Source organism: Pseudomonas orientalis (assembly GCF_022807995.1).
GTDB classification, from domain to species: domain Bacteria; phylum Pseudomonadota; class Gammaproteobacteria; order Pseudomonadales; family Pseudomonadaceae; genus Aquipseudomonas; species Aquipseudomonas orientalis_B.
Window position 1 is genome coordinate 1,910,326 of record NZ_CP094351.1, and the last position, 23,367, is coordinate 1,933,692.

The following is a 23,367-nucleotide window of genomic DNA, read 5'->3' on the forward strand; positions in this document are numbered from 1 at the left end:
CCCGATGCTCAATAATGATCGCCTGCTGGTGCAAATCCTGCTGTTGGTGCTGTTCGGTGCCAGCTTCTGGGTCATGGCGCCGTTCTGGTCGGCGCTGTTCTGGGGCGCGGTGCTGGCGTTCGCCAGTTGGCCGCTGATGGTACTGCTGACACGGGGGCTGGGCGGCCGCGAGTCGCTGGCGGCCGGTATCCTGACGCTGGGATGGATGTTGCTGGTCGCGCTGCCGCTGGTGTGGCTGGGCTTCAACCTGGCGGACCATGTGCGCGATGCCGTCGTGCTGATCAAGGATATCCAGGTCGACGGCCTGCCCGATGCGCCCGGTTGGCTCGGCTCGATCCCGGTTATCGGCGAGCGGCTGGTGGCGACATGGGACAGCATCGACCAACAGGGCGCGGCGCTGATGCTCAGCATCAAGCCTTACCTCGGCCAGGTCGGCAACTGGTTGCTGGCGCGCAGTGCGCAGATTGGCGGCGGTATCCTCGAACTGACCTTGAGCCTGGTCTTCGTGTTCTTTTTCTACCGCGACGGGCCGCGCCTGGCGATGTTTGTGCATCGACTGCTGGAGCGTCTGATCGGCGACCGCGCCGGTTACTACATCGAGCTGGTAGCGGGTACGGTGCAACGGGTGGTCAACGGCGTGATCGGCACGGCTGCGGCCCAGGCCGTGCTGGCGCTGATCGGCTTCCTGATCGCCGGCGTGCCCGGCGCGTTGCTGCTGGGCGGCGTGACGTTCCTGCTCAGCCTGATTCCCATGGGCCCACCGCTGGTGTGGATCCCGGCCACGGCCTGGTTGGCGTGGAAAGGCGACTACACCTACGCGGTATTCCTCGGCGTGTGGGGCACTTTCATCATCAGCGGCGTGGACAACGTGCTCAAGCCTTACCTGATCAGCCGTGGCGGCAACCTGCCGCTGGTGATCGTGCTGCTGGGCGTGTTCGGCGGCTTGATCGCGTTCGGCTTTATCGGCCTGTTTATCGGTCCGACCTTACTCGCGGTGGCCTACAGCTTGTTGACGGACTGGAGTGCGACTCAGGCCCAGGCGCGGCGCGAAGACAAGCCGCTTTAAGCCCTCGGCAGCCACATCACCGCGGTCAAACCGCCGCCTGGCGTCTCTTCCAGGCTCAGGTGGCCGCCGAGGCGCTCGACTGCTTCCCTGGCGATCGTCATGCCCAGTCCGACGCCGCCGGAATTACGGTTGCGCGAGCCCTCCAGACGAAAGAACGGTTCGAACACCGCTTCGCGCTTATCGGCGGCGATACCGGGGCCATGGTCGATCACCCGGATCACCAGCGCTCCGCGGCTGTCCGCCAGTTCCACACGGGCCGCACCTGCATAGCGCAGGGCATTGTCGATCAGGTTGTTGAGGCACGAACGCAACGCCATGGGTTGCACCTGCAAGGGCGCACAGGTGCCGTCAAATTGCACATCGCTGCCTTGGTCCTGGGCGTTTTCGCTGAGCGATTCCACCAGCGCCTGCACGTCGAGCCAGTGGCGGGTCTCGCTGGTACGCTGTTCGTGCAGGTAGCTCAAGGTCGCGTCGAGCATGCCGATCATGTCGTCCAGATCCTGGCGCATCTGGCCTTGCAACCGGGTGTCTTCGATCTGTTCCAGGCGCAGCTTGAGCCGCGAAAGCGGGGTGCGCAGGTCATGGGAAACTGCCCCGAGCATGCGCGCGCGCTGGCTGACCTGTTCGCGGATGCGTCTTTGCATCAGGTTGAAGGTCGATGCGGCCTGGCGTGCTTCGCGAGGCCCGGACTCTTCGAGGGGCGGGCTGTCGAGGTCTAGGCTCAAACGCTCGGCGGCCGCGCTCAGGCGCTGGATCGGCCGGCTCAACAACTTGGCGCCGTACCACGCGGCGATGATCAGCGAGATGAATTGAAATGTCAGGGGTACCACCGGGCCACCGAACCAGGGGCGATGATGCTTGACCAGCGGTTTCATCGAGCCATCCGGCTGTTCGACGAAGGTTTCCTGAGGCGGTGGCGGCGGTGGACCGTAATGATGGAACCAGAAGAACGCCAGCAGATGCGCCAGCACAATCGCCACCAGCAACACGCCGAACAGCCGCCCGAACAACGTATTGAAGGGGGCGCGCATCAACCGATATCCCTTGCGTCGAACAGATAACCTTCGCCGCGTACCGTCTTGATCAGCTGTGGGGCCTTGGGGTCGTCCCCCAGTTTCTGGCGCAGGCGCGAGACCAGCAGGTCGATGCTGCGATCAAAGGCTTCGATGGAGCGGCCGCGCGCTGCGTCCAGCAGTTGCTCGCGGCTCAATACGCGGCGCGGGCGTTCGATAAACACCCACAGCAGGCGGAACTCGGCGTTGGACAGTGGCACCACCAGGCCGTTGTCGGCCACCAGTTGACGCAACACGCTGTTCAGACGCCAATTGTCGAAGCGGATGTTGGCGCGCTGCTCGGTGCGGTCATCGCGTACCCGGCGCAGGATAGTCTGGATGCGGGCCACCAATTCGCGCGGCTCAAACGGCTTGGACATGTAGTCGTCGGCGCCCAGCTCCAGGCCGATGATACGGTCGGTGGGCTCGCAGCGGGCGGTGAGCATCAGGATCGGAATGTCCGATTCAGCCCGCAGCCAGCGGCACAGGGTGAGGCCGTCTTCGCCGGGGAGCATCAGGTCGAGCACCACCACATCGAAGGTTTCGGCCTGCATGGCCTGGCGCATCGCCGCGCCGTCGGTCACGCCCGTGGCGAGAATATTGAAGCGCGCCAGGTAATCGATCAGCAATTCACGAATTGGCGCGTCGTCGTCGACGATCAGCGCACGGGTGTTCCAGCGCTTGTCATCGGCGATCACCGCGCCTGTGTGCTCATCGTTTACCGGGACGGAAGGAGTATGCATGGTGCGATTATCTGCCTGATGGTTACGGTCAGCATAGGCGCCCAGCCCCATGGCTGGAAGTGCTGGACGGTCGGTCATGCGGCGAGGCTAGCGGTGGGGCGTGTTGGGCGCATGTCGTGAATGTATCGGCTTTGAAACAATGGTCGCACACCGGCGCCAATCCACGTTGAATCAGTATTTACCGATCATCGGATCCCGCAACGGCGCCGCTTGCGCTACAATCCGCGCCGATTTCGACTTGCCTGAGAGCCCATGCCAATGTCCGTCTGCCAGACTCCTATCATCGTCGCCCTGGATTACCCCACCCGTGACGCCGCACTGAAGCTGGCTGACCAGTTGGACCCTGCGCTTTGCCGGGTCAAGGTCGGCAAGGAACTGTTCACCAGTTGCGCGGCGGAAATCGTCGGCACGCTGCGTGACAAAGGCTTTGAAGTGTTTCTCGACCTGAAATTCCACGATATTCCCAACACCACCGCCATGGCCGTCAAGGCTGCGGCTGAGATGGGCGTGTGGATGGTCAATGTGCATTGCTCCGGTGGCCTGCGCATGATGAGCGCCTGCCGTGAAGTGCTGGAACAGCGCAGCGGGCCGAAACCGCTGTTGATCGGGGTGACTGTGCTGACCAGCATGGAACGTGAAGACCTCGCCGGCATCGGCCTGGATATCGAGCCGCAGGAGCAGGTGCTGCGCCTGGCCGCCCTGGCGCAGAAAGCGGGTCTGGACGGCTTGGTGTGTTCGGCGCTGGAAGCCCAGGCGCTCAAGGCGGCTCATCCGTCGTTGCAACTGGTCACGCCAGGCATTCGTCCGGCGGGCAGCGCTCAGGATGACCAGCGCCGTATTCTGACGCCGCGTCAGGCGCTGGATGCCGGTTCGGATTATCTGGTGATTGGCCGTCCGATCAGCCAGGCGGCCGATCCGGCGCAAGCGTTGGCGGCGGTTGTTGCCGAAATCGCCTGATACCCAGGCGGGCACTGAAAAATCTGGGAGGGGGCTTGCCTCCTGTCTTGGTCCGGCAGCCTGTAGCTATCTTACCGGTGCTCCACGATCCAATGTGGGAGGGGGCTTGCCCCCGATGGCGGCCTCAGGATTGGCCAGTATTTTGGATCAGACCGAGTACATATCCGTTTCTGCGGTCATGGCTGCTATGGGTTCCGCTTTTACAGCGGCTCACTTTTGAAAAGCGCAAAAGTAAGCAAAACGCTCTTGCCCCACCACTCTGCACCTCGCCTAGGCTCGGTGTGCGTTCGGCCAGCGTGGTTTAACGGGGCGCCTAAGATCAAAAGCAGATCAAGATCAAGGTCAAGAGCGGCTCGCTTCGCATCGTGGAGTGGTGTGGGGCAAGCTCTAATGCCAGTCAGTTAAATGTACACTGCCCTCTGTAGGAGCGAGCTTGCTCGCGAAAAACTCACAGGCACCGCGTTCATCCAGAAAGCACGCGTTATCGTTGACGTTTTTCGCGAGCAAGCTCGCTCCTACAAAAAGCCTTGACTGGCATTGGGGCCAGCCCCCTCCCACAGTTGTAAATGGCGCCTGTCAGCTGACCTTCAGGACCAACTTGCCAAAGTTCTCGCCATTGAACAGCTTCATCAGCGTTTCCGGGAACGTTTCCAACCCCTCGACGATATCCTCCTTGCTCTTGAGCTTGCCCTGGGCCATCCAGCCGGCCATTTCCTGCCCGGCAGCGGCAAAGTTCGCCGCGTGATCCATCACCACGAAACCTTCCATCCGTGCGCGGTTGACCAGCAATGACAGGTAGTTGGCCGGGCCTTTCACGGCTTCCTTGTTGTTGTATTGGCTGATGGCCCCGCAAATCACCACTCGCGCCCTTAACGCCAGGCGGCTGAGTACCGCGTCGAGAATATCGCCGCCCACGTTATCGAAGTACACATCCACGCCTTTGGGGCACTCGCGCTTGAGGGCGGTGGGCACGTCTTCGTGTTTGTAGTCGATGGCCGCATCAAAGCCCAGTTCGTCCACCAGGAACTTGCACTTGTCGGCGCCTCCGGCGATGCCCACCACGCGGCAGTCCTTGAGTTTGGCGATCTGTCCGGCAATGCTGCCGACCGCACCGGCGGCGCCGGAAATCACCACGGTCTCCCCTGGCTTGGGCGCGCCGGTGTCCAGCAGTGCGAAGTAGGCGGTCATGCCGGTCATGCCCAGCGCGGACAGGTAGCGGGGCAGCGGCGCGAGTTTCGGGTCGACCTTGTAGAAACCGCGCGGCTCGCCGAGGAAGTAATCCTGCACGCCCAAGGCGCCGTTGACGTAGTCGCCGATCGCAAACTCCGGGTGGTTGGAGACAATCACCTTGCCCACGCCCAATGCCCGCATCACCTCGCCAAGGCCCACAGGCGCAATGTAGGACTTGCCCTCATTCATCCAGCCGCGCATGGCCGGGTCGAGGGACAGGTACTCGTTGCGTACCAGCACCTGGCCGTCCTGCGGTGTACCGACCGGGACTTCCTGATAGGTGAAGGTGTCCCGCGTGGCCGCTCCGACCGGGCGTTTGGCAAGCAGGAACTGGCGGTTGGTCTGGGCAGTCATGGCGGCAACTCTTTAGAAATGAAGGATCAGTCATAGACAAGTAACGGCCCGCGGGCAAGGTTGTTCGAGCCACGCGAATGCTTGCCAATAGGCAGGGTTGATACTCGGACCTGTCGCCTTATCACCGGGACTCATGCAGGCCCAACCGGGCTTCTAATAGTGCTGACGCATCGATCCCGGCGTTGGCTAGACTCGACCCACGGCAATTATTCCAATAGGACATACCCCATGAGCATGACGTTTTCCGGCCAGGTCGCCCTGGTGACCGGCGCCGCCGCCGGCATTGGCCGCGCGAGCGCGTTGGCGTTTGCCAACGAAGGCTTGAAAGTGGTGGTGGCCGATCTTGATGTTGCCGGAGGCGAGGGCACTGTGGCGCTGATTCAGCAAGCCGGTGGCCAAGCGTTGTTTGTGCGCTGCAACGTCACGCTGGAGTCGGATGTGCAGCACTTAATGGCGCAGACTGTTGCCGCCTATGGCCGCCTGGACTATGCCTTCAACAATGCAGGGATCGAGATCGAGAAGGGCAAGCTGGCCGACGGTACTCTGGATGAGTTCGATGCCATCATGGGGGTCAACGTCAAGGGCGTGTGGTTGTGCATGAAGCACCAACTGCCACTGTTGCTGGCCCAGGGCGGGGGAGCCATCGTCAACACGGCGTCGGTCGCGGGTTTGGGCGCGGCGCCGAAAATGAGCATTTATGCGGCGTCCAAGCATGCGGTGATCGGCCTGACGAAGTCGGCGGCGATTGAGTACGCGAAAAGGAAAATCCGCGTCAACGCCGTTTGCCCGGCGGTTATCGATACCGATATGTTCCGGCGCGCCTATGAAGCGGACCCGCGCAAAGCCGAGTTTGCGGCGGCGATGCACCCGGTCGGGCGCATTGGCAAGGTCGAGGAAATCGCCAGCGCTGTGCTGTATCTGTGCAGTGATGGTGCGGCCTTCACCACCGGTCAGGCCTTGGCGGTGGACGGCGGTGCGACGGCGATTTAAGACTTCGCACTGCAACTTGTTCGAAAAGGAATAGGTACTTGTGGGGTGTTTCCACAGCTGGCAAAAAGCCGTTATTGAATGTGTTTCAGTAGGTAAAAAAACTAATAAAATCAATACTTTAATAAAAGTGGAGGACGGGTTTTATCGCGCTTCTGTGCTTAACTGTTTGGGTTGAATAACAAACAGTTGAAGTGAGTGGCGCATGGATTTAGGGATTGATCGAAAAGCCCCAGTACCGGTGGTGCAGCAAATCATCAGCGCAGTGGCGGGATGGATTCGCAAAAATGAAGTGAGTCCCGGCACACGCTTGCCGTCCATTCGCCAAGTGGCCCTCGACAATCTGCTGAGCCAGTCTTGCGTAAGCGAGGCATTCGACCGGATGGCGGCCCAAGGACTGTTAGCGTCGAAAAACGGGACCGGGTTTGTGGTGGCGCAACCTGCAGCGGTTCAGGAAAACCAGTGGTACGAAGGCGCCGAACAGGGCTGGGGCAGTTTTATCGATGGCCCGTCGGGTGAACTCAAGCTCGGCTGCGGCTGGCTACCGGACGCCTGGCGCGAAAGCGACGGCATCAACTACGCGATCCGCGAAATCGGCCGCACCGATACCGCCGGCCTGTTCAACTACAGCACGCCGCTGGGGTTGCCGGCCCTGCGTGAACAATTGCTCAAACGCCTGACCCAGATCCACGTGCCCAGCAGTCTGGAGTGCATCCTGACCACCCACGGCGCCAGTCATGCCCTGGACCTGCTCATCCGTACGCTGCTCAAGGCGGGTGATACGGTGGTGGTCGAAACGCCCGGGTATGGCAACCTCTATCGGCAATTGGCGTTTCACGGCGTCACAATGCTCGAAGTGCCGCGCACGCGTAGCGGCCCGGATATCGAGGTGCTGGAGGCACACCTGCAATGCCATCGCCCCAAGTGCCTGTTCATCAACAGCCTCTATCACAACCCGACCGGCACCAGCCTGTGCCGCGCGGTGGCCGAGCGTTTGCTGGCGCTGGCCTGCAGCCGGGACTTTCTGATCATTGAGGAAGACGTCTACGGCGACCTGCAACATGCCAGTTGCACGCGGCTGTCCGCGTTGCCCCATGAAGACCGCGTCATCTATGTCTCCAGCTTTTCCAAGACGCTGAGCAGCGCCTTGCGCGTAGGCTACCTGAGCGCCGGTGCGGCGATCATCGCGCAACTGGCACATCTGAAGACCCTGACGGGCATTGGCACTTCGCGTTTTGCCGAAGCGGTGGTGGCGACCTTGCTGGTCAACGGCACGTACCGCAAGTGGGTGCAGCGCCTGCGCAAGCGTCTGAATACGCAAATGGCCGCCACTCTGCAGGTTCTGGAGGACGAGGAATGGCAAGTGTTTGCGGTACCCGCCGGCGGCATGTTCCTGTGGGCGCGACCTGGCGCGCAAAGCCCTTCGGGTGTGCAGGCGTGTGCCCGCAGGTTGGGTGTCTTGCTGGCGCCGGGAACGCTGTTCAACCCCAAGGGTGAATGCAGCGAGTGGCTGCGCATCAACGTGGCCTATGCGGCGGATCAGCGGGCATTGGCGCTGTTCCGTGCCTTGGGTCCCGCCAGATCGACCTCGACCGTTCTGAAAACGACGGACGTGTAGCTTTTTGCCATTATTGTGGGGCCAATGACTTGTGTTCAGTGCCCGGTGGTTGCGAATCTCGCTGCTGGTAAAGCGGGTTTATGTCATCTGCCATTGCAAGAGGGCTTACGTGCAATGATTTCGGGCGCGCAACGACGTTTCGCCAACCTCGGTATGGCGAAAAAACTGGGCTTGGGTTTCATCCTGGTGCTGCTGCTCACGGCAGTGGTCGCGGTTATCGGCGTGTGGTCCCTGCAAACCGTCGGACAGCGCTTCGAAGGCCTCAAGCGTATGTCTGCGCTCAACAGTGGCCTGCTAAAGGTACGCCTGATCGAACAGGATTATGCGTTGCACGCCGACCCCAAGGCTGTCGACGCCCTGCATGAAAGTGCCGATGCGCTGACTGCACTGGCGGTCAGCCTCGAGGCCGAGTCCGCAGCCAACGTGCCCGCAATGACCGAGGTGGAGCAAGCATTGGCCGCCTACCGCAAAGCGTTCGACGAGTTTGTCGAGCTGACCCAGGCCAAGGACCTGGCCCTGGAAATGGCCAGTTGGTCGGTCTCCAGTGTGGCCAATAATCTCGATGTGTTGCAGGCCGGCCTGGCGGACGACGGCGCGTATGGCCTTAAGGAAAGCCAGGGCAAGGAAGGCGCCGAATTTATCGAGCAGGCGGGGCAGGTGAGCCAGGTGTCGCGGTTGATGTTGCAGGCGATGAACGAAGCGCGACTGCGCCTGGATCAGAGCCGCAAGGCCGATGCGGACGACGCCGAGCAGGGCAGGATCGAACAGGCTGAGCAGGCGCTGGCTCAGGCCGAGCAACTGAAGACCTCGGTCAAGGATCCCGGTTACCAGACCGTGCTTAATGAAGTGTCCGGGCATATCGCTTCGTTCAGCGAAAAGCTGGGTGAATACACGAGCCTGCTGGCGCAGGAAAAAGTGGTTTACAAACAACTGCATGATCGCGCCGATCAGGTGGTCAGCCGGGTCAACCAGGCCTATGACGCCGAAGATCAGTCGATGCAGGCGCAACTGGTCAAAAGCACGCTGCTCATCATTGGTTCATCCGCCTTGGCGTTACTGGTGGGGCTGATTGCGGCATGGTGGATTACCCGCTTGATCGTGGCGCCGCTGCGCAGTGTGATCGCAGTGGCGCAGCAGATTGCCTCCGGTGACCTGAGTGGGCGCATGGAGGTCAGCCGCCGCGATGAGATTGGCCAACTGATGCAGGCGATGCAGCAGATGGGCAACGGCCTGAGTCATATGGTCAGCGGATTGCAGGCCGGTATCGAACAATTGGCCAGCTCGGCGCACTCGTTGTCCAGCGTGACCGAGCAGACCAACCTCGAGGTCAGCAGCCAGAAGGAGGAAACCGAACAGGTGGCCACGGCGATGAACCAGATGACCGCAACGGTGCACGACGTGGCGCGTAACGCCGAGGAGGCCGCCCTGGCGGCGCAAACGGCGGATGACAAGGTTGATAGCGGCCAACAGGTGGTGCGCATGAGTTTGCAGCGCATCGAATTGCTGGCTACCTCCAGCAACAGTGCCAGCGCCAGTATCGAAAGCCTCAGCGCCGAGATTCAGAACATCGGTACGGTATTGAGTGTGATCAAGAGCGTCGCCGAGCAAACCAACCTGCTCGCGTTGAACGCCGCGATTGAAGCGGCACGCGCCGGCGAGCAAGGGCGTGGTTTTGCGGTGGTTGCCGACGAAGTGCGGGCCCTGGCCAAGCGCACCCAGCAGTCGACCGAGGAAATCGAACGCCTGGTCAGCACCTTGCGCGGCGCGGCACAGTCGTCGGTGGAGCAGATTCAGCACAGTGGCGAATTGGTGAAACTGGCGGTCAGTGACGCGTTGGAAACCGAAAGCGCCCTGGGCAGTATTGCCGCGGCGGTGTCATTGATCCAGCAGATGAACCAGCAGATTGCCGCAGCGGCCGAGGAGCAGAGCTCGGTGGCCGAGGAGATCAACCGCAGCGTCACCAGCATCCGGGCGAGTGCCGACCAATCGGCGTTGAGCATGCAGGGCAATGCCGCCTCGAGTATCCAACTGGCTCAGTTGGGCGCGGAACTCAAGGGCATGGTGGGACACTTCCGCCTCTGATCGCAGCGGGGGCGCCGCGATCAGTGGGCAAGGGGGTCAGGCGTGGTTGGCGAGGAAGGTCAGCAGCGCTTCATTGACGAAGTCCGGATTCTCTCGGCTGGAGATGTGCCCTGCGTCGGGAATCAAGGTCAGGGCACAACCAATCAGATCGGCCATTTTCTCGGACTCGGCGGGTGGACGCGGCTTGTCCTGTTCGCCGCACATGACCAGCGTGGTATCGCAATCCAGGCGGGAAAGCTGCGCCAGGATATCGGTGCGACTGAAGATCAGGCGGCCCAGGGGCACCACGCTGTCCAGCAGGCGTTCCCGGGAAAAGTCCTGCAGCGACTGGCGAAAGTCCTGGTACAGCGCTGATTCGCGATTGATCTCCGGCCGGAAGAAGATCGGCGCGATGACATCCAGCAACGGTTCAGGAATGGCACCGGCGTCTTCAATCATCTTGAACAGCGAAAAGTAGTATTGGCGCGTGGCCTCCGGTTCGGCACCGAGGTAGGTGTCCATCAGCACCAGGCTGTTGATGCGCTCAGGCGCCAGCAAGGCGAGGCGGGCGCCCCACATACCGCCGACCGACAGACCTACCAGATTGATCTGCGGGGTGTCCAACTGGTCCAGCAGCGCCAGGTGCTGACGTGCCAGATCGTCAAGGGAGCGGGTGTTCGCTGGCAGTGTGCCCGACTCGCCATGGCCCCACAGTTCCGGGACGATGACACGGTATTGCTGCGACAGCGCTTCGATCTGCGGTGCCCACATGTCGCGGTCCCATAGGTAGCTCGAACCCAACAAGACGACCGGGCCGCTACCCTGGTCGATATAGTGCAACGGTTGTCCATCAATCATGGCGACAGGCATAGCAGGCCTCTAACTTCACGGAGTGAGGGGCACTTTTTTACCCTAGTCGGCGGCGGGGGGATAGGCTCATTTTGATGGCACGTGGCGACAGGGCGTCGCCACATAACGAAAAAACTATCAATCGTAGATGGCTTTCTTTTTCCACTCGGCATCGGTGTCGGCGACTTTCAGGCCTTCGGTCAGTTCGTTGACTTCGTCTTCGGCCGGCTGGCTGTTGGTCAGCACCGTCGAGTTGGCGCGGGCCAGTTGCGACTCCAGTAGTTGCAGCTGTGCGCTGTAGAACACTGGCTCCGGTTGTTTGCGCAGGTACTGCACGCCGCGCTCGAACGCCAGGCGCGCCTGGCCCGGTTGACCTTGCTGCAGGGCATGCTGGCCAAGGTTGTTGAAGAACTCGATGTGCAGCAGTACGAGGATGTGGCGGATTTCCTTGATCCAGTGCTTCGCTTCGTTGGCCGGCAGGAAGCCGTCCTGGGCCGCGCGGGTGACTTGACCATGCAGCGCTTCGAGCAAAAAGCGCACATCCTTGGCCTTGGCTTCGGTCTGGATCGGCGCGGGTGGGTTGGCCACCGGAATCGATTCGCCCTGAGCGATCAATGCATTGAGCTCGGCGATTCGTGCCTTGAGCGGGGCGCTGGATTTGTTGAGGTTCAACAGGCGTTGGTTGACGTTGAGCTCCAGGCGGGTCAGCAACAGCTTGAGTGCCGGGGTCATCAATTGGCCAGGAAACGTCTCGGTGATTTCACCACAGCGACGCAGCCGGTCATTGAGCTCGATCTCGGTACGCTTTTTTTCCAGCTTATTGTTTTCCACCACATGGTTCATGTAGCCAATGGCGATCAGTATTACGATCCCGACTATAACCAGCAGGGTGATCATGAGTGGTGTCACCGGTGTGACCTCTTTAAGGGGTTTGCTGTGGAGTGTAGTGACTGAGCTGACCGGCGGATAGGACTGTTCGACCAGTTGCCCAGGTAGTTTCTTCTATATAGGTAAGTGTTTCCGGCGTGACTGCATATTGCCATCATTGCCTGGGACAACTATAGCGCCTTGTCGAGCGTCAGAATATAGGCGCCAGGGCCTGGGCGGGCAGAATGCCCGCCCAGGCTGGTAAACGGTGGCGAAGTCATTGATTTAAATAAATTTATCCTTGGGGGTTGACGACCTTTGAATCCGTCCATAGAATGCGCGCCACTTACAGCGTAAAGCACACAGCGAAACGCGGTAGGGAGTGAATGTTGTACGTGTGTCCCCTTCGTCTAGTGGCCTAGGACACCGCCCTTTCACGGCGGTAACAGGGGTTCGAGTCCCCTAGGGGACGCCATATGCGGGAATAGCTCAGTTGGTAGAGCACGACCTTGCCAAGGTCGGGGTCGCGAGTTCGAGTCTCGTTTCCCGCTCCAATTTACAAGCAGTGTGGCCTTCGGGCGGCATTGAGTGAAACCAGGACCGAATCTTCGGATAAGGCCTCTGGGCACTGGAATACACACCATGTGTTTCAGTAGCGTGTCCCCTTCGTCTAGTGGCCTAGGACACCGCCCTTTCACGGCGGTAACAGGGGTTCGAGTCCCCTAGGGGACGCCATTTGCGGGAATAGCTCAGTTGGTAGAGCACGACCTTGCCAAGGTCGGGGTCGCGAGTTCGAGTCTCGTTTCCCGCTCCAATTCAAAGAAAAAGCCACTCAAGCGAGTGGCTTTTTTTTGTCTGCGATTTATATAACAGCGCTGATCGTGCTAAACAGCATTCACCGCTTGAGCCAGCCGCAACGTAGCCTGACGGATCTCTTCCTGATTGAGCGACGCAAAGCCCAACCGCAGCGCATTCTCCGGCTGGCTCGTTGGTGAGAACTGTCGGCCGCTGCGCACCACCAGTCCGTGACCCAGGGCCGTTTTTACCATTCGATCCACGTCGATTTCAGCCTCGAACCGCACCCACAACGCCAGGCCGCCCTCGGGTTCGCGCACCTGGATACGATCACCCAGCGACGCCTGCAGACAGGTTTGCAACGTCTCCCGACGCCCTCGATATTCTTTCGACACGCGGCGCAGGTGCTTTTTCAGCTCACCCTCATTGATCAGATCGGTCAGCATTTTCTGAGCGACGGCGTCGGCATCCCCCAGCATCAGGGCCGCATTGCGGTGCAGGGCTTCAACCACCTCAGCGGGGGCCACTATATAGCTGCAGCGAAACGTCGAGCCCAAGGCTTTGGATAGCGAGCCGATATAGATCACGTGGCGCTGGGAACGGTCACTGGCAAGCGGCAGATAGGGGCGACCGTTAAAGTGGAATTCGTGGTCGTAGTCTTCCTCAATGATGCAAAAGTCGTGCAACGCAGCGAGCGTCAACAGTTGTTGGCGCCGCGCGGCGTGCAGGCTGACGGTGGTAGGGAACTGATGGTGCGGCGTGACGTAGATCATGCGCACTGTGTGCTCCCGGCATAAACGGTCGATCTGGTCGGTACGGCAACCTTCTTCGTCCATGTCCACCGTGACCAGGTGCGCGCCCAACTGACGAAAAATTTCCCACGCCGGCGGGTAACTCAAGCGCTCCACCAGTACCACATCGCCCGGTTTGATCAGCAAACTGGCACTCAGGTACAGCGACATTTGAGTGCCCTGGGTCAGGCAAATGTTTTCGGCGTTGGCGGCCAGCCCGCGATTGCTGCGCAGCATCTCGGCGAGGGCGCAGCGCAGGTGATAGCCGGTGCCTTCACTGCCGTAGCGTAGGGTGTTGGAGGCAAAGCTGTTGCGCAGGGCGTTGCGGTAGTAACGATGCAACACCGCTTGCGGCAGCAGGCGGTGGTCGCTGGTGCCGTTGTCGAAAAACAGCGCGTCATGCCGATGCTGCAGCGCGGTGACCTGGGCGTTGTGGGTGAAATATGGCACCACCGGTTGCGCCAGTATGGACAGTGCGAAGGACTGCGGTGCACGACCGGGCAGTTGCTGGGGCGTCAGCTGCGCATTGACGAACGTTCCGCGACGCGGCTCGCTGATCAGCCAGCCTTTGGTGGAGGCTTCTTCATAGGCCAGGACGACCGTCTTGCGATTCACATCGAGCAACTGCGCCATTTCCCGCGTACCTGGCAGCAAAGTGCCAGGCGGCAGGCGCCCTTCGATAATCGCTGTCACCAGTCCCTCGGCTATCTTGCGGTAGGAGGCTTGTGGCGGGTCTGCGTCGAGCTTGAGCAAAGGGCGCCATTTACGCATCTGGACCATCTGAAGTATCCACAACTGGAGGTTCTAATGGGCCTAGTCTAGCGTAACAATCAGGCTTCAATCATTCTCAGGTCCTCAGCACATGCGGCATGTCATCGAACTGTTCCCCTCGGGCAAAACCTTTGAGGCTGGCGACGAGCTGTTGCTTGACGCCATGCTCGCCAGCGGCCTGGCCGTGCCGTTCTCCTGCCGGCGTGGCGCGTGCGGCTCGTGCAAAGTGGTGGTCACCCAAGGCGAGTACCAGGCCAGGAGCCTGGCCCCGAACGCGCCCGCGCCTTGCTACCCCCTGGCCGCCAATGAAATGCTGCTGTGCCAGAGCCACGCCTGCACCGACATGCGTCTGGAAATTCCCGGCTGGTCGCTGGATACACCTGCGCTGGTGTTTGACGCACGCGTACTCAGCAAGCAGGCAGTCGCCGCCGACGTTATCGAGTTGGTGCTGTTGCCGGACGCACCGGTGGCGGTACGGGCAGGGCAGTACCTCAAGTTCCGCCTGGAACACGGCGATACGCGCAGTTTCTCGATTGCCAACCTGCCTGCCGAGGACGGCGGGCGTTTGGTTTTGCAGATTCGTCGGGTCAGCGGCGGGTACTTTTCCGAGGGCATCCTGGATGGCCTGGCCGTGGGAAACCGTCTGCAACTGGAAGGTCCGTTCGGTGCCTGTACCTGGCAGGACGATGCCGCCGACGCCGTGGTGCTCTTCGCCACGGGCACCGGTTACGCCGGCATCAAGCCGATCCTGCTGACCGCGCTCAAACGTGATCTCGAGGTGACGTTGTATTGGGGTGGCGCGCACTCGGCGGACTTCTACGACAGCGCCTTCCTGGATCAAGCAGCGCTCGAACATCCACGGTTTCGCTGGCATCCCGTGCGCTCATCGGAGGGCAGGGTGCAGGAGGTTGCATTGAGTCATGGTCATCACTGGGAGGCGGCCCAGGTCTATGCCTGCGGGAACGGCGCCATGCTCAGTCAGGTGCGAATCCAGTGCCTGGAGGCGGGTCTGCCGAGCCATCGGTTTGTCGCGGAGGCGTTTGTCGCCAGTGGTCGGTCAAGCGTTGAAACGGCACCGCCGGCGTTCGATCCGATCTGGGAAAAAGTCGGCCCGCGTTACTCCCTGGATGGCATGCTGGCGGCGCGTGAGAAATCCATACGCGCCCTGGCAGCCATCGCCAGCCGCTTGAAAGTCGGCATGACCACCGGCCAGGCGCTGGAAATGGCCGCCGCGCAGTTGCAGGCCATGGGCGCGTCGCACACCTGGCATCCCACCTACATCCGGTTTGGCGCCGACACGGTGCGCCCACCCCGCGAAGGCATCGATCGCCAGCGCAGGCTGCGCGCCAGCGATATCGTGGTGGTCGACCTTGGCCCGGTGTGGGACGGCTACGAGGGCGACTACGGCGACACCTTTGTCTTCGGCGACTCGCCCCTGCACCTGGCCTGTACCACCGCACTGCACCAGGTGTTCGATGAAACCCGCCAGGCCTGGCTGCGCGGTCTGACCGGACGCGAACTCTACGACTTCGCCGAACAGAGCGCCGTGGCCAAGGGCTGGCGGCTGGCCCGCAATCTGGCGGGGCATCGCCTGGCGGATTTTCCCCATGCGTTGTTCGAGAGCAAACAGTTGGCGGAGCTGGACATCCTACCGAGTGAAATGGCCTGGGTGCTGGAGATCCAGCTGTGCCATCCCACTGAACCGGTCGGTGGGTTCTTTGAGGATATGCTGATGTTGCAGGCGTGAAGAGCCCGCCGGTGCGGCGGGCTCGAGAATGGATCAGAGCTTGGGCAACTGGCCGACACGTCCCATCATTTCAGTCACAATCTGCAGGTCCAGCAGGAACTGCTCGACTGTCTTGAACTCACCGTCGGTGTGGCCGGTGTACTTCTCTTCGGGGCGGGCCAGGCCGAATTGCACGCCGTTGGGCAGGTCGTGCACGGACGTGGCGCCGGCGGATGTGCCGAACTTGTGCTGCATGCCCAGGTTTTCCGTGGCCACCGCCAGCAGGGCTTTTACCCATTCGCCCTCGGGGTTGCGATACATCGGCTTGTCCAGCGAATAAGTGAAGTTCACGTTGACCTTGGCTTGCGTGTTCCAGGCGTTCAGTTTCTGCTCGATCTGTGCCTTGAGTGCCTCCGGGGTCTTACCCTTCGGCGCGCGCAGGTTGACGGCCAGCTTGAAGGCTTTGTCATCCAGGCCGACAAAGGTCGGCGACGTGGTCAGCGGCCCCATGAAGTCATCGGCATAGCCCACGCCCAATTTACCGCCCAGGTAATCCAGGCCCCAGTTGTCCGCCGCATACTGCGCAGCATCAGTGATGTGGTTGTGCTTGAGGGCGATCTTGCCATCGACGCTGTGGATCAATTCCAGCATGCGTGCCACCGGGTTGACGCCAGTTTCGGGTTCCGAAGAGTGGGCCGACACGCCGGTGACGGTCAGTTTGACGTTCTTGCCGTCAACCTGGGCGGTCACCTGGAAATTGCCGCCATTGCGCCTGGCATAGTCATTACCGGCCTGCTGCAGGCCGGCCGCCAGTTCAGCCGGGTTATCGCTGACCAGCGTGGCGACCGAGACCGATGGAATCTGGTTGGTGGCCTTGCCCCCGGTCATTGCGATAATTTCCGCGCCGGTGCCTTCACCCTTGCGCACCGGGAAAGTGGCCATGACGGTGCCTGAGCCTTTTTCGGCGATCACTACCGGGTAACCGCCATCGAGCGCCAGGTTGTAGTTCGGTACGGGATTGCGTTCGAAATAGTAGGGAATGGCGTCACCGGAGGTTTCTTCGGTGGTGTCCACCAGCAGCTTGAACGTGCGCGCCAGCGGCAGCTTTTCTTCCTTGATCACCTTCATGGCGTACATCGCCACGACGATGGCGTTCTTGTCATCCTCGGTGCCGCGACCATACATGCGATCGCCAATCAGCGTGACCTTGAACGGGTCCAGCCTGGTGCCATCCTGCAGCACCCAATTTTCCGGCGTCACCGGGACCACATCGGCGTGGGCATGCACGCCCACCACTTCGTCACCGCTGCCTTCCAGTGAAATTTCATACACGCGGTTATCGACGTTACGGAAGTTCAGGTTGAAGGACTTGGCCAGGGCCTGGATCCTGTCGGCGATCTTGAGAAATTCCGGGTTTTTGTACTGCGGCAGGCCGTCTACGTTGAACGTCGGAATTTCCACCAGTTCGCGCAAGGTGTCCAGGGCCGCCTTGCCGTACTTCACCCGCGTATAAATACCAAGCAGGCGGTTGATCTCGTTCTGCTGCTCGGCGCTCAGGGTTTTGTCATCGAGAAAGGCGCTGATGGCCGGGGCGACGTCACGGGTCTTGCCCAGGTCGCCCTTGGCCAGGGTGCCGAGGAAACTGCGGAAATCGCTGATGGATGCGTCGTCGAAACTCTTCACAATCGCGGTGTTTTGTTCGGCAGTGATGTTGGCGAGCGCAGGCGTGGTAACCGCGGTAAGGCTGGCGGCGAACAGCGTGGCAGCCACGAGTTTTTTCAGTGGAAAGTGCATGGTTGGAGGCATTCCCTTGCAGGCAGTGAGTAGGGTGTTTCTGACGGATAAGTCAGAAACATTTCCACACACTAGCATTACTCAGGTCCTGCAGGTCAATGCTGGCCAGGATGAGGCGCGGGGTATTCATCCGCCGCGTTCAAGGCTCTGGCATAGGGCCCGTCCCACAACTGCTGATGCAATTGCCCTACGCGCCTGGCCATCGCTTCGCTGCGCATCACCACTTCCAGATTGCGCGAATTGTCCAGATAACCGCCCAACCAGTTACTGGTACCGACCCACGCCACCTGCCCGTCGATCTCCATCGTCTTGCTGTGGATCACCCGTGCATAGGGGATGAAGCCTTGCCTGGCCTCGGGCAGGGTGACGATCTTGATCTGTATGTTGGGCAGCACCGCCAGGCTCTTGAGGTAGGGCAGTTCCAGCGGGTCGGTGTTCCAGTTGGACACCATCAGCTTGATCGACACCCCACGCGCAGCCGCAGCGCGCACGGCGTTGTCGATCACCGCATAGTAGGGGCGGGTCCGATCCGGGCCGTAGGACAGCGGCGCATAGTCCAGCAATTGCACGCGCACCTCTTGCTTGGCTTCGCCCAGCAGGCGCGGCAGTTCGCCCTGTGAGTCGCCTACGCCGGGCGGGTTGTAGCGTTGCGGGCTGGCCACCAGATAGTTGCCGGTACGCGCGGGCTCCTTGCCGGCGGTCGGCAGTGGCACCGGTTGGTTGTCGCTGAGTGCCTGTTGGGCTTTCCAGTCCTGATCAAAGATCGCCTGGACCTGCCCGACCACGCCTGCATCGCTGATGCGCAGCCCGGTTTCGTGGATATGTTCCAGGGAGCGCCAGTCGAAATTCTGGCTGCCGATAAACGCCTGGCTGCCGTCAACCACCATGTATTTGGCGTGGATGATCCCGCCGCTCAATTGCCCGAAGGGCAGCACTCGGAAGGTCAGGTTGGGAATGGCGCGCAAGCGTTCCAGGGTGGCCGCATCCGATAATTTGATGCCTTTTTCTTCGAGCAGGAAACGGATCTTCACCCCGCGTTTACCAGCGGCTTCCAGGTGTTCGATAACCCTGTCCATCACCGAGCCGGGATGGTCGGCCGCGTAGAACTGGCCGATATCGATGCGGTTTTTTGCACCGTCGAACAGCTCGATCCACACCGGACCCGGCTGGCGCAGATCGGCTGTGCCCAATGTGGTGTCCACCGGCACGGTGTGCACCAGTTCAAACCCTGCAATTGAAAAGTCCGCCATGGCCAGCGGACTGAGGAGCAAACCGGCGAGGCCTGCGACACGCAACTTCATCGAAAGGGACATAAGCGTCTCATCACGCAAAAAAACAGGCGGGCCATGACGCGCCCGCCGTGCAGGTCAGGCCGTGCGGCTGTGCAGTGGAGTGGGCACGCGCTGCGGCACTTCATCGTGGGCGCGGGCGCCGCTGGAGGCGCGGATCAGCAGGATCTTCAACTGATCGTTGATGCGCTCCAGGCTGTCCTGGAAGAAGTTATGGAACACCACGCAGAACAGCGCGATGGCGATCCCCAGCCCGGTGGCGAACAAGGCCGTGCCGATACCACCGGAAATCTGCCCTGGGTCCGACACACCCGCTGTGGCCAATGCCTTGAACGTATCGATGATACCCAGGATGGTCCCCAGCAGGCCGAGCAGCGGGGCCGCCGTGGTGATGGTCTCGATGATCCACAGGCTGCGGGCCAGCGGGGCGCGGGTCTTGAGGTACTGGGTGTCGATTTCGTCGTCGAGGTCCTTGCGCGACCCGTGGGAAGCCTTTTGCGCCAATACCGGCACGATCATGTTCAGCGGCAGGCTGTCGCGACGGGTCAGGTGTTCCGGCAGGTCGCGTTCGCTGTGCACGGTGGCGCCCAGCGCGTCGATCAAGGCACGGGCCTGGCGGCGCACATAAGTGAAGTAGATGCCGCGTTCGATGGCGATGAAGATGGCGATGGCCATCGCGGCATACATCACATAGAAGGTGACGTCGTGGAGCAGGTTCATATCCATGATGGTGGTCCTCTTGGGTCAGTCTTAGAAATTCGCTTCCAGCGAAACTGTGACGGTGCGGTCCAGGCCGACGATGTACGCCGGGTCGCCATCGCGAAAACCGCTGTAGCTGGCGGCGTTGGTCTTGGTGGTGTAGACGCCGTCCAGGTATCTCTTGTCGAACAGGTTGTCGACGTTCAGGCGCAGGGTGGCGTCCTTCACGACCTTTTTGTCCACCGGCAGGTAGATGCCCGCGCCGAGGTTGAACACGGTGCGCGCGGAAATGGCTTCGTCGTTGGTCAGGTCGCCGTAGAGCTTGCTGGTGTACTTCCCGCCGAAGGTGCCGTAGAAGCGCCCGTCGTCATAACCGATGTTGGCCGCCAGCATGTTCTTCGGCACGTTGGCGAACTGTTTGCCGCTGGTGGGCAACGCGATGGCCTGGCCCGCGTTGTAGACGGTCATGTCGTCCTGCTGCTCGGCCTTGGTGTAGGTGTAGGAGGTGTAGTAGTTGAAATGGTGGGGCAGCAGGCCGCTCCACTCCAGTTCCAGGCCTTTGTTGGTGACGGCGCCGACGTTGATATCGGCGGAGTCGCCATTGATATCCTTGGAGGAGACCTGGCGATTCTTGAAGTCCATGTAGAACAGGGTTGCGGCCAGGGTCATGTCGTCGCCGCTGTAGCGCCAGCCCAGTTCGTGGTTCCAGCTGGTTTCCGGCTCAAGGTCGATGGAGCCGGCGCCTTTGTCATAGAGCGCGTAGTTCTGCGGTACGCGCATGTTGCGTGACAGGCTGTAGAACAACTGGTCGCGCTCGTCCAACTGGTATTTCAGGCCGGCGTTGGGCAGCAGTTTGTTGTAGGTCTGGTTACGTTTTTCCGGTTGTTCGTTGAGACTGCCGTGGTTGGTGCCATCACGCTCGACGTTCATGTAGGCCAGGCCGGCGATGAAGGTCCAGTCCGGGTTGATGTACCAGGTGTCCTGGGCCCAGACTTTTTGCGCCGGGGTCACGGTGAAGCGGTCGCGGCCCTGGACCTGGTTGCCGTTGGCGTCGACGATGGCGCTGTTTGAATCCGGCCAGGTGTCGACCGGCTTGCCATTGCTCTTTAGCGGGATGAACGGCTGGGTCTGGCTCTGGCGTGCGCGCTCGTACCAGTAACCCAATTGCAGGCTGTGGTCGCCCAGGTCCCAGGTCAGTTTGGTGGTGATGCCCGGGCGCCAGGTCTGCGTGCGCGAAGGTCGGTAGTACACACCGCTGTTCGGGGTGCCGTCGGCGTTGTATTGGGCGGCGGTTGGCAGATTGCCAAGGTCGAATACGCCGCCCTGGTTCGAACCACGGTTGAGCGCATAACTTGATGAGCCGACGCCACTGCCGTTGCCCCAGAAGTAATACGGGATCACCGACAGGGCCAGGTTGTCGGCCAGTTTGAACTGGGTGTTGAGCACGGCGGTGAAGGTCTGGAACGGGTTCTGCGCCAGGGCGTAGTAGCTGTTGTACTTGCCGTTGCCGCCCACCGTTGGTGTGGCCGGATAGGGGTCGTACTTGCGGCCGTTTTGCTGGAACTGTGCCTTGGTCAGCTGGCTGTAGCTGTTGTTGTCCTGCTCGTGGTACTTGAGGATCAGGTTGGCGGTGTTGCCATCGCCGGCGTCGAAAAAGCTGTTCCACTCCACCTTGTCCGCGCGCACGGCACCCGAGCCACGCCACATATCGCCCTCGGTATGGGATGCCGACAGCCAGTTGCTCAGGCCGTTGATTTCGCCGGTATTGAGTCGCGCAAAGGTCTTGCGCGTGGCGTTGCTGCCGACGATCTGTTTGACGAAAGCGCCGGTCTCTTTGGTCGGGCGAATCGTCACGATGCCGATGTTGCCGCCGCTGGAACCGATGTGCGGGCCGTCTGATTCCGACGCGCCCTGGGTGACGAAGATCTGGTCGATGTTTTCCGGATCGCCCAGCAGGTTGGAATACAGCGCATAGTTGCCCGAATCGTTGATCGGCATGCCGTCCACCGACATGCCCACCTGGTCGGAGTTCATGCCGCGCATGGTGAAGCGAAAGCCCGACAGGCCGGTGTTGTCCTCGCTGGAAATGTTCAGGCCCGGCGTGTACTTGAGCTTGTCGATGGCGTTGCCCGTGGCCGTCTGTTTGTCGAGTGCTTCCTTGGTCACGGTGGAACGGCCCTTGATGCTTTCCTCGGGCACCATGTAACCGCCCCCGGCGCTGGCCTTGCCTTGGACCCCAATGGTGCCGACGTCACTGTCGCCGGGGTCGGCCATGACCATTGCCTGGGTCATGCTGGTCGCGGCAACGAGTGCCAGATGAATGCGGGTGAACTTCATCACTGTCGTCCTGGTGGCGGGTGCTTATTGCACGCTGTAGTTGAAGGTGGCGGTGAAGCGCTGCTCATTGCGGCCCCCGAAGGCTTGCTCGGGGAAGGGTTTGACTTGCTTGATGCGACGCAAACTGTTGGTGGCGGCCCGGTTGAGCAACATGCTTGGCGCCTGGGTCTGCAGGCCGGAGTCCAGCACGCGGCCCTGACGGTCGACCAGCAGCCACACCACCACTTCGCCACTTGGGCGTTCGAGGGATGCCTGGCGTCCGGTGGGGTATTGCTTGTAGGTGTCCAGCTCGTTGCGCAAGCCCTTGAGGTAACCGCCTTCCAGGGCCTGGCTGTCGACCTTTGGCGGCGCGGGCGGGGCGGGTGTCGGGGCAGCCTGCGCAACCGCTGCGGGCGCAGGTTTGGCGGCCACCGGTGGCGGCGTCGACGTTGGCGTTGGCTTGGCGACCACGGGCGCAGGCTTGGGCACCGGTTTCGGCTTGGGCTTGGGTTCAGGTTTCGGCACCGGTTTTGGCGGTGGTGGCGGTGGGGCCGGCTCGGCTTCCTCATCCTCGATCACCGGCGGTGGCGGCTCCTGTTCCATTACAGGTTGCGGAACCACTTCCGGCTCCGGCTCGACCAACGCCAGCTCGACCGCCGACTCGTCATACACCGGCTCGACTTTCAACGTCTGGGACTGGATACCCAGCGCAATCAGCACCAGCGCGATCAGGGCCGGGACACTGCCCAGCAACTGCCGTACACGAAACAGCGCGTACATGATCAAGACTTACGCGTGGCAATGGACACGGAGGTGAAGCCACCCAGGCGCAGGGTGTCCATCACTTCCACCAGGCGCGAAACTTCCACGCCTTTGTCGCTGTTGACGATGATCGTCGACTTGGTCTCGGGCTGTTGCGCCGCCTTCAGCGCCGGTACCAGCGCGTCGACCGTGAGGTCCTTGCCGTCCAGTTGCAACTGGCCTTCCAGGCCCAGGGTCAGGATGAATTTGTTCTGCGGTTTGAGTTGTTGTGAACTGCTGGCACTGGGTAACTGCGTCTTCATGCCCAGGGCCGGAATCACGTTCAGGCTCACCAGCACGAAAAACACCAGCAGGAACATCATCACGTCGATCATCGGGATCAGTTCGATGTGCGCCTTGCGCTTCTTGGGTTCATCCCAGGTTCTCATTCCGTTGCCCCGTTATTGAATTAGGGGCAACACGCTATCAAGCAAAAATGACCGAATGGTTAACTTTAATTGACGGTTTGGAGGCTCTAGGACGCATCTTACAGACGCTTCGTTGACGATTTTCTGCAGTAATGAAACTGACACGACGGCGGTACATGCTCGAAAAATTTATATCGGGAGCCACCTACCCATGAGTCGTTCATTGCTGCATT

18 protein-coding genes, 4 tRNA genes and 1 pseudogene are annotated in these 23,367 nt (G+C 61.1%); 11 read left to right on the plus strand and 12 right to left on the minus strand.

Going from position 1 to position 23,367, the window contains the following annotated elements; translation table 11 throughout:
- Positions 1-4: 4 nt before the first annotated feature.
- Complete coding sequence (locus tag MRY17_RS08540) at positions 5-1,066, plus strand: AI-2E family transporter (RefSeq protein WP_181284518.1); 1,062 nt, start codon at positions 5-7, stop codon at positions 1,064-1,066.
- On the opposite strand, the gene MRY17_RS08545 is transcribed toward MRY17_RS08540, so the two are convergent.
- Both MRY17_RS08545 and MRY17_RS08550 read right to left on the minus strand, forming a co-directional pair.
- Complete coding sequence (locus tag MRY17_RS08545) at positions 1,063-2,097, minus strand: sensor histidine kinase (RefSeq protein WP_191952918.1); 1,035 nt, start codon at positions 2,095-2,097, stop codon at positions 1,063-1,065. The genes MRY17_RS08540 and MRY17_RS08545 overlap by 4 nt on opposite strands.
- Positions 2,097-2,861 carry a response regulator gene (locus MRY17_RS08550; RefSeq protein ID WP_191955358.1) on the minus strand — a complete coding sequence of 255 codons (765 nt, stop codon included), beginning with the start codon at positions 2,859-2,861 and terminating at the stop codon, positions 2,097-2,099. Before MRY17_RS08550 ends, MRY17_RS08545 begins: the two co-directional genes overlap by 1 nt.
- A 258-nt stretch (positions 2,862-3,119) precedes the next feature.
- Between MRY17_RS08550 and pyrF the strand changes: the two genes are divergently transcribed.
- Positions 3,120-3,818, plus strand: a complete 699-nt coding sequence (gene pyrF / locus MRY17_RS08555) for an orotidine-5'-phosphate decarboxylase (protein ID WP_181284522.1) — start codon at positions 3,120-3,122, stop codon at positions 3,816-3,818.
- Between the two features lie 576 nt (positions 3,819-4,394).
- On the opposite strand, the gene MRY17_RS08560 is transcribed toward pyrF, so the two are convergent.
- Positions 4,395-5,402: an NADP-dependent oxidoreductase gene (locus MRY17_RS08560; protein WP_243353575.1), complete on the minus strand. Its 1,008-nt coding sequence runs from the start codon at positions 5,400-5,402 to the stop codon at positions 4,395-4,397.
- A 228-nt stretch (positions 5,403-5,630) separates the two neighbouring features.
- Between MRY17_RS08560 and MRY17_RS08565 the strand changes: the two genes are divergently transcribed.
- From MRY17_RS08565 to MRY17_RS26565, 4 genes and pseudogenes are all read left to right on the plus strand, one after another.
- Positions 5,631-6,392: an SDR family oxidoreductase gene (locus tag MRY17_RS08565; protein ID WP_243353576.1), complete on the plus strand. Its 762-nt coding sequence runs from the start codon at positions 5,631-5,633 to the stop codon at positions 6,390-6,392.
- 202 nt (positions 6,393-6,594) lie between these two features.
- Entirely contained in the window at positions 6,595-8,007 is a 1,413-nt protein-coding gene (locus MRY17_RS08570; protein ID WP_243353577.1) for a PLP-dependent aminotransferase family protein, read from the plus strand.
- A 996-nt stretch (positions 8,008-9,003) separates the two neighbouring features.
- Positions 9,004-9,228 (plus strand): annotated as a pseudogene (locus tag MRY17_RS26560) (HAMP domain-containing protein); the annotation flags it as partial.
- A gap of 18 nt (positions 9,229-9,246) precedes the next feature.
- Positions 9,247-10,089, plus strand: a complete 843-nt coding sequence (locus MRY17_RS26565) for a methyl-accepting chemotaxis protein (protein ID WP_375154690.1) — start codon at positions 9,247-9,249, stop codon at positions 10,087-10,089.
- Positions 10,090-10,125: 36 nt separating this feature from the next.
- Here MRY17_RS26565 and MRY17_RS08580 read toward each other — a convergent pair whose 3' ends face one another.
- On the minus strand, positions 10,126-10,938 hold the full coding sequence (locus MRY17_RS08580) for an alpha/beta fold hydrolase (protein WP_181285826.1): 813 nt from the start codon (positions 10,936-10,938) through the stop codon (positions 10,126-10,128).
- A 117-nt stretch (positions 10,939-11,055) separates the two neighbouring features.
- Positions 11,056-11,814 carry a hypothetical protein gene (locus MRY17_RS08585; RefSeq protein ID WP_181285827.1) on the minus strand — a complete coding sequence of 253 codons (759 nt, stop codon included), beginning with the start codon at positions 11,812-11,814 and terminating at the stop codon, positions 11,056-11,058.
- Positions 11,815-12,183: 369 nt separating this feature from the next.
- Here MRY17_RS08585 and MRY17_RS08590 point away from each other — a divergent pair.
- From MRY17_RS08590 to MRY17_RS08605, 4 genes are all read left to right on the plus strand, one after another.
- Positions 12,184-12,259: transfer RNA gene (locus MRY17_RS08590), tRNA-Glu, on the plus strand.
- A gap of 3 nt (positions 12,260-12,262) precedes the next feature.
- Positions 12,263-12,338: transfer RNA gene (locus MRY17_RS08595), tRNA-Gly, on the plus strand.
- A 105-nt stretch (positions 12,339-12,443) separates the two neighbouring features.
- Positions 12,444-12,519: transfer RNA gene (locus MRY17_RS08600), tRNA-Glu, on the plus strand.
- Positions 12,520-12,522: 3 nt separating this feature from the next.
- A tRNA-Gly gene (locus tag MRY17_RS08605) sits at positions 12,523-12,598 on the plus strand.
- Between the two features lie 70 nt (positions 12,599-12,668).
- On the opposite strand, the gene MRY17_RS08610 is transcribed toward MRY17_RS08605, so the two are convergent.
- Positions 12,669-14,150 (minus strand): PLP-dependent aminotransferase family protein, encoded by a 1,482-nt coding sequence (locus MRY17_RS08610; protein WP_243353578.1) that lies wholly within the window; start codon positions 14,148-14,150, stop codon positions 12,669-12,671.
- 82 nt (positions 14,151-14,232) lie between these two features.
- Between MRY17_RS08610 and MRY17_RS08615 the strand changes: the two genes are divergently transcribed.
- A complete protein-coding gene (locus MRY17_RS08615) occupies positions 14,233-15,888 on the plus strand; it encodes a M24 family metallopeptidase (protein WP_243353579.1) in 1,656 nt (551 codons plus the stop codon).
- Between the two features lie 33 nt (positions 15,889-15,921).
- Here MRY17_RS08615 and MRY17_RS08620 read toward each other — a convergent pair whose 3' ends face one another.
- The 6 genes from MRY17_RS08620 to MRY17_RS08645 form a co-directional block, all read right to left on the minus strand.
- Entirely contained in the window at positions 15,922-17,661 is a 1,740-nt protein-coding gene (locus MRY17_RS08620; protein WP_243353580.1) for a dipeptidase, read from the minus strand.
- A 95-nt stretch (positions 17,662-17,756) separates the two neighbouring features.
- Complete coding sequence (locus tag MRY17_RS08625) at positions 17,757-18,974, minus strand: phospholipase D-like domain-containing protein (RefSeq protein WP_243353581.1); 1,218 nt, start codon at positions 18,972-18,974, stop codon at positions 17,757-17,759.
- Between the two features lie 54 nt (positions 18,975-19,028).
- Positions 19,029-19,676 carry a MotA/TolQ/ExbB proton channel family protein gene (locus MRY17_RS08630; RefSeq protein ID WP_243353582.1) on the minus strand — a complete coding sequence of 216 codons (648 nt, stop codon included), beginning with the start codon at positions 19,674-19,676 and terminating at the stop codon, positions 19,029-19,031.
- Positions 19,677-19,700: 24 nt separating this feature from the next.
- Positions 19,701-21,986: a TonB-dependent receptor gene (locus MRY17_RS08635; RefSeq protein WP_243353583.1), complete on the minus strand. Its 2,286-nt coding sequence runs from the start codon at positions 21,984-21,986 to the stop codon at positions 19,701-19,703.
- Between the two features lie 24 nt (positions 21,987-22,010).
- Positions 22,011-22,745 (minus strand): energy transducer TonB family protein, encoded by a 735-nt coding sequence (locus MRY17_RS08640; RefSeq protein WP_243353584.1) that lies wholly within the window; start codon positions 22,743-22,745, stop codon positions 22,011-22,013.
- A gap of 2 nt (positions 22,746-22,747) precedes the next feature.
- Positions 22,748-23,155, minus strand: a complete 408-nt coding sequence (locus MRY17_RS08645; protein WP_057725959.1) for an ExbD/TolR family protein — start codon at positions 23,153-23,155, stop codon at positions 22,748-22,750.
- Positions 23,156-23,367: the final 212 nt, after the last annotated feature.

Excerpts from the sequence above, each read along its gene's own strand:
- MRY17_RS08540 (WP_181284518.1), top strand. The coding sequence starts at position 5 with ATGCTCAATAATGATCGCCTGCTGGTGCAAATCCTGCTGTTGGTGCTG.
- MRY17_RS08545 (WP_191952918.1), bottom strand. The coding sequence starts at position 2,097 with ATGCGCGCCCCCTTCAATACGTTGTTCGGGCGGCTGTTCGGCGTGTTG.
- MRY17_RS08550 (WP_191955358.1), bottom strand. The coding sequence starts at position 2,861 with ATGCATACTCCTTCCGTCCCGGTAAACGATGAGCACACAGGCGCGGTG.
- pyrF (WP_181284522.1), top strand. The coding sequence starts at position 3,120 with ATGTCCGTCTGCCAGACTCCTATCATCGTCGCCCTGGATTACCCCACC.
- MRY17_RS08560 (WP_243353575.1), bottom strand. The coding sequence starts at position 5,402 with ATGACTGCCCAGACCAACCGCCAGTTCCTGCTTGCCAAACGCCCGGTC.
- MRY17_RS08565 (WP_243353576.1), top strand. The coding sequence starts at position 5,631 with ATGAGCATGACGTTTTCCGGCCAGGTCGCCCTGGTGACCGGCGCCGCC.
- MRY17_RS08570 (WP_243353577.1), top strand. The coding sequence starts at position 6,595 with ATGGATTTAGGGATTGATCGAAAAGCCCCAGTACCGGTGGTGCAGCAA.
- MRY17_RS26565 (WP_375154690.1), top strand. The coding sequence starts at position 9,247 with ATGGTCAGCGGATTGCAGGCCGGTATCGAACAATTGGCCAGCTCGGCG.
- MRY17_RS08580 (WP_181285826.1), bottom strand. The coding sequence starts at position 10,938 with ATGCCTGTCGCCATGATTGATGGACAACCGTTGCACTATATCGACCAG.
- MRY17_RS08585 (WP_181285827.1), bottom strand. The coding sequence starts at position 11,814 with ATGATCACCCTGCTGGTTATAGTCGGGATCGTAATACTGATCGCCATT.
- MRY17_RS08610 (WP_243353578.1), bottom strand. The coding sequence starts at position 14,150 with ATGGTCCAGATGCGTAAATGGCGCCCTTTGCTCAAGCTCGACGCAGAC.
- MRY17_RS08615 (WP_243353579.1), top strand. The coding sequence starts at position 14,233 with ATGCGGCATGTCATCGAACTGTTCCCCTCGGGCAAAACCTTTGAGGCT.
- MRY17_RS08620 (WP_243353580.1), bottom strand. The coding sequence starts at position 17,661 with ATGCACTTTCCACTGAAAAAACTCGTGGCTGCCACGCTGTTCGCCGCC.
- MRY17_RS08625 (WP_243353581.1), bottom strand. The coding sequence starts at position 18,974 with ATGTCCCTTTCGATGAAGTTGCGTGTCGCAGGCCTCGCCGGTTTGCTC.
- MRY17_RS08630 (WP_243353582.1), bottom strand. The coding sequence starts at position 19,676 with ATGGATATGAACCTGCTCCACGACGTCACCTTCTATGTGATGTATGCC.
- MRY17_RS08635 (WP_243353583.1), bottom strand. The coding sequence starts at position 21,986 with ATGAAGTTCACCCGCATTCATCTGGCACTCGTTGCCGCGACCAGCATG.
- MRY17_RS08640 (WP_243353584.1), bottom strand. The coding sequence starts at position 22,745 with ATGTACGCGCTGTTTCGTGTACGGCAGTTGCTGGGCAGTGTCCCGGCC.
- MRY17_RS08645 (WP_057725959.1), bottom strand. The coding sequence starts at position 23,155 with ATGAGAACCTGGGATGAACCCAAGAAGCGCAAGGCGCACATCGAACTG.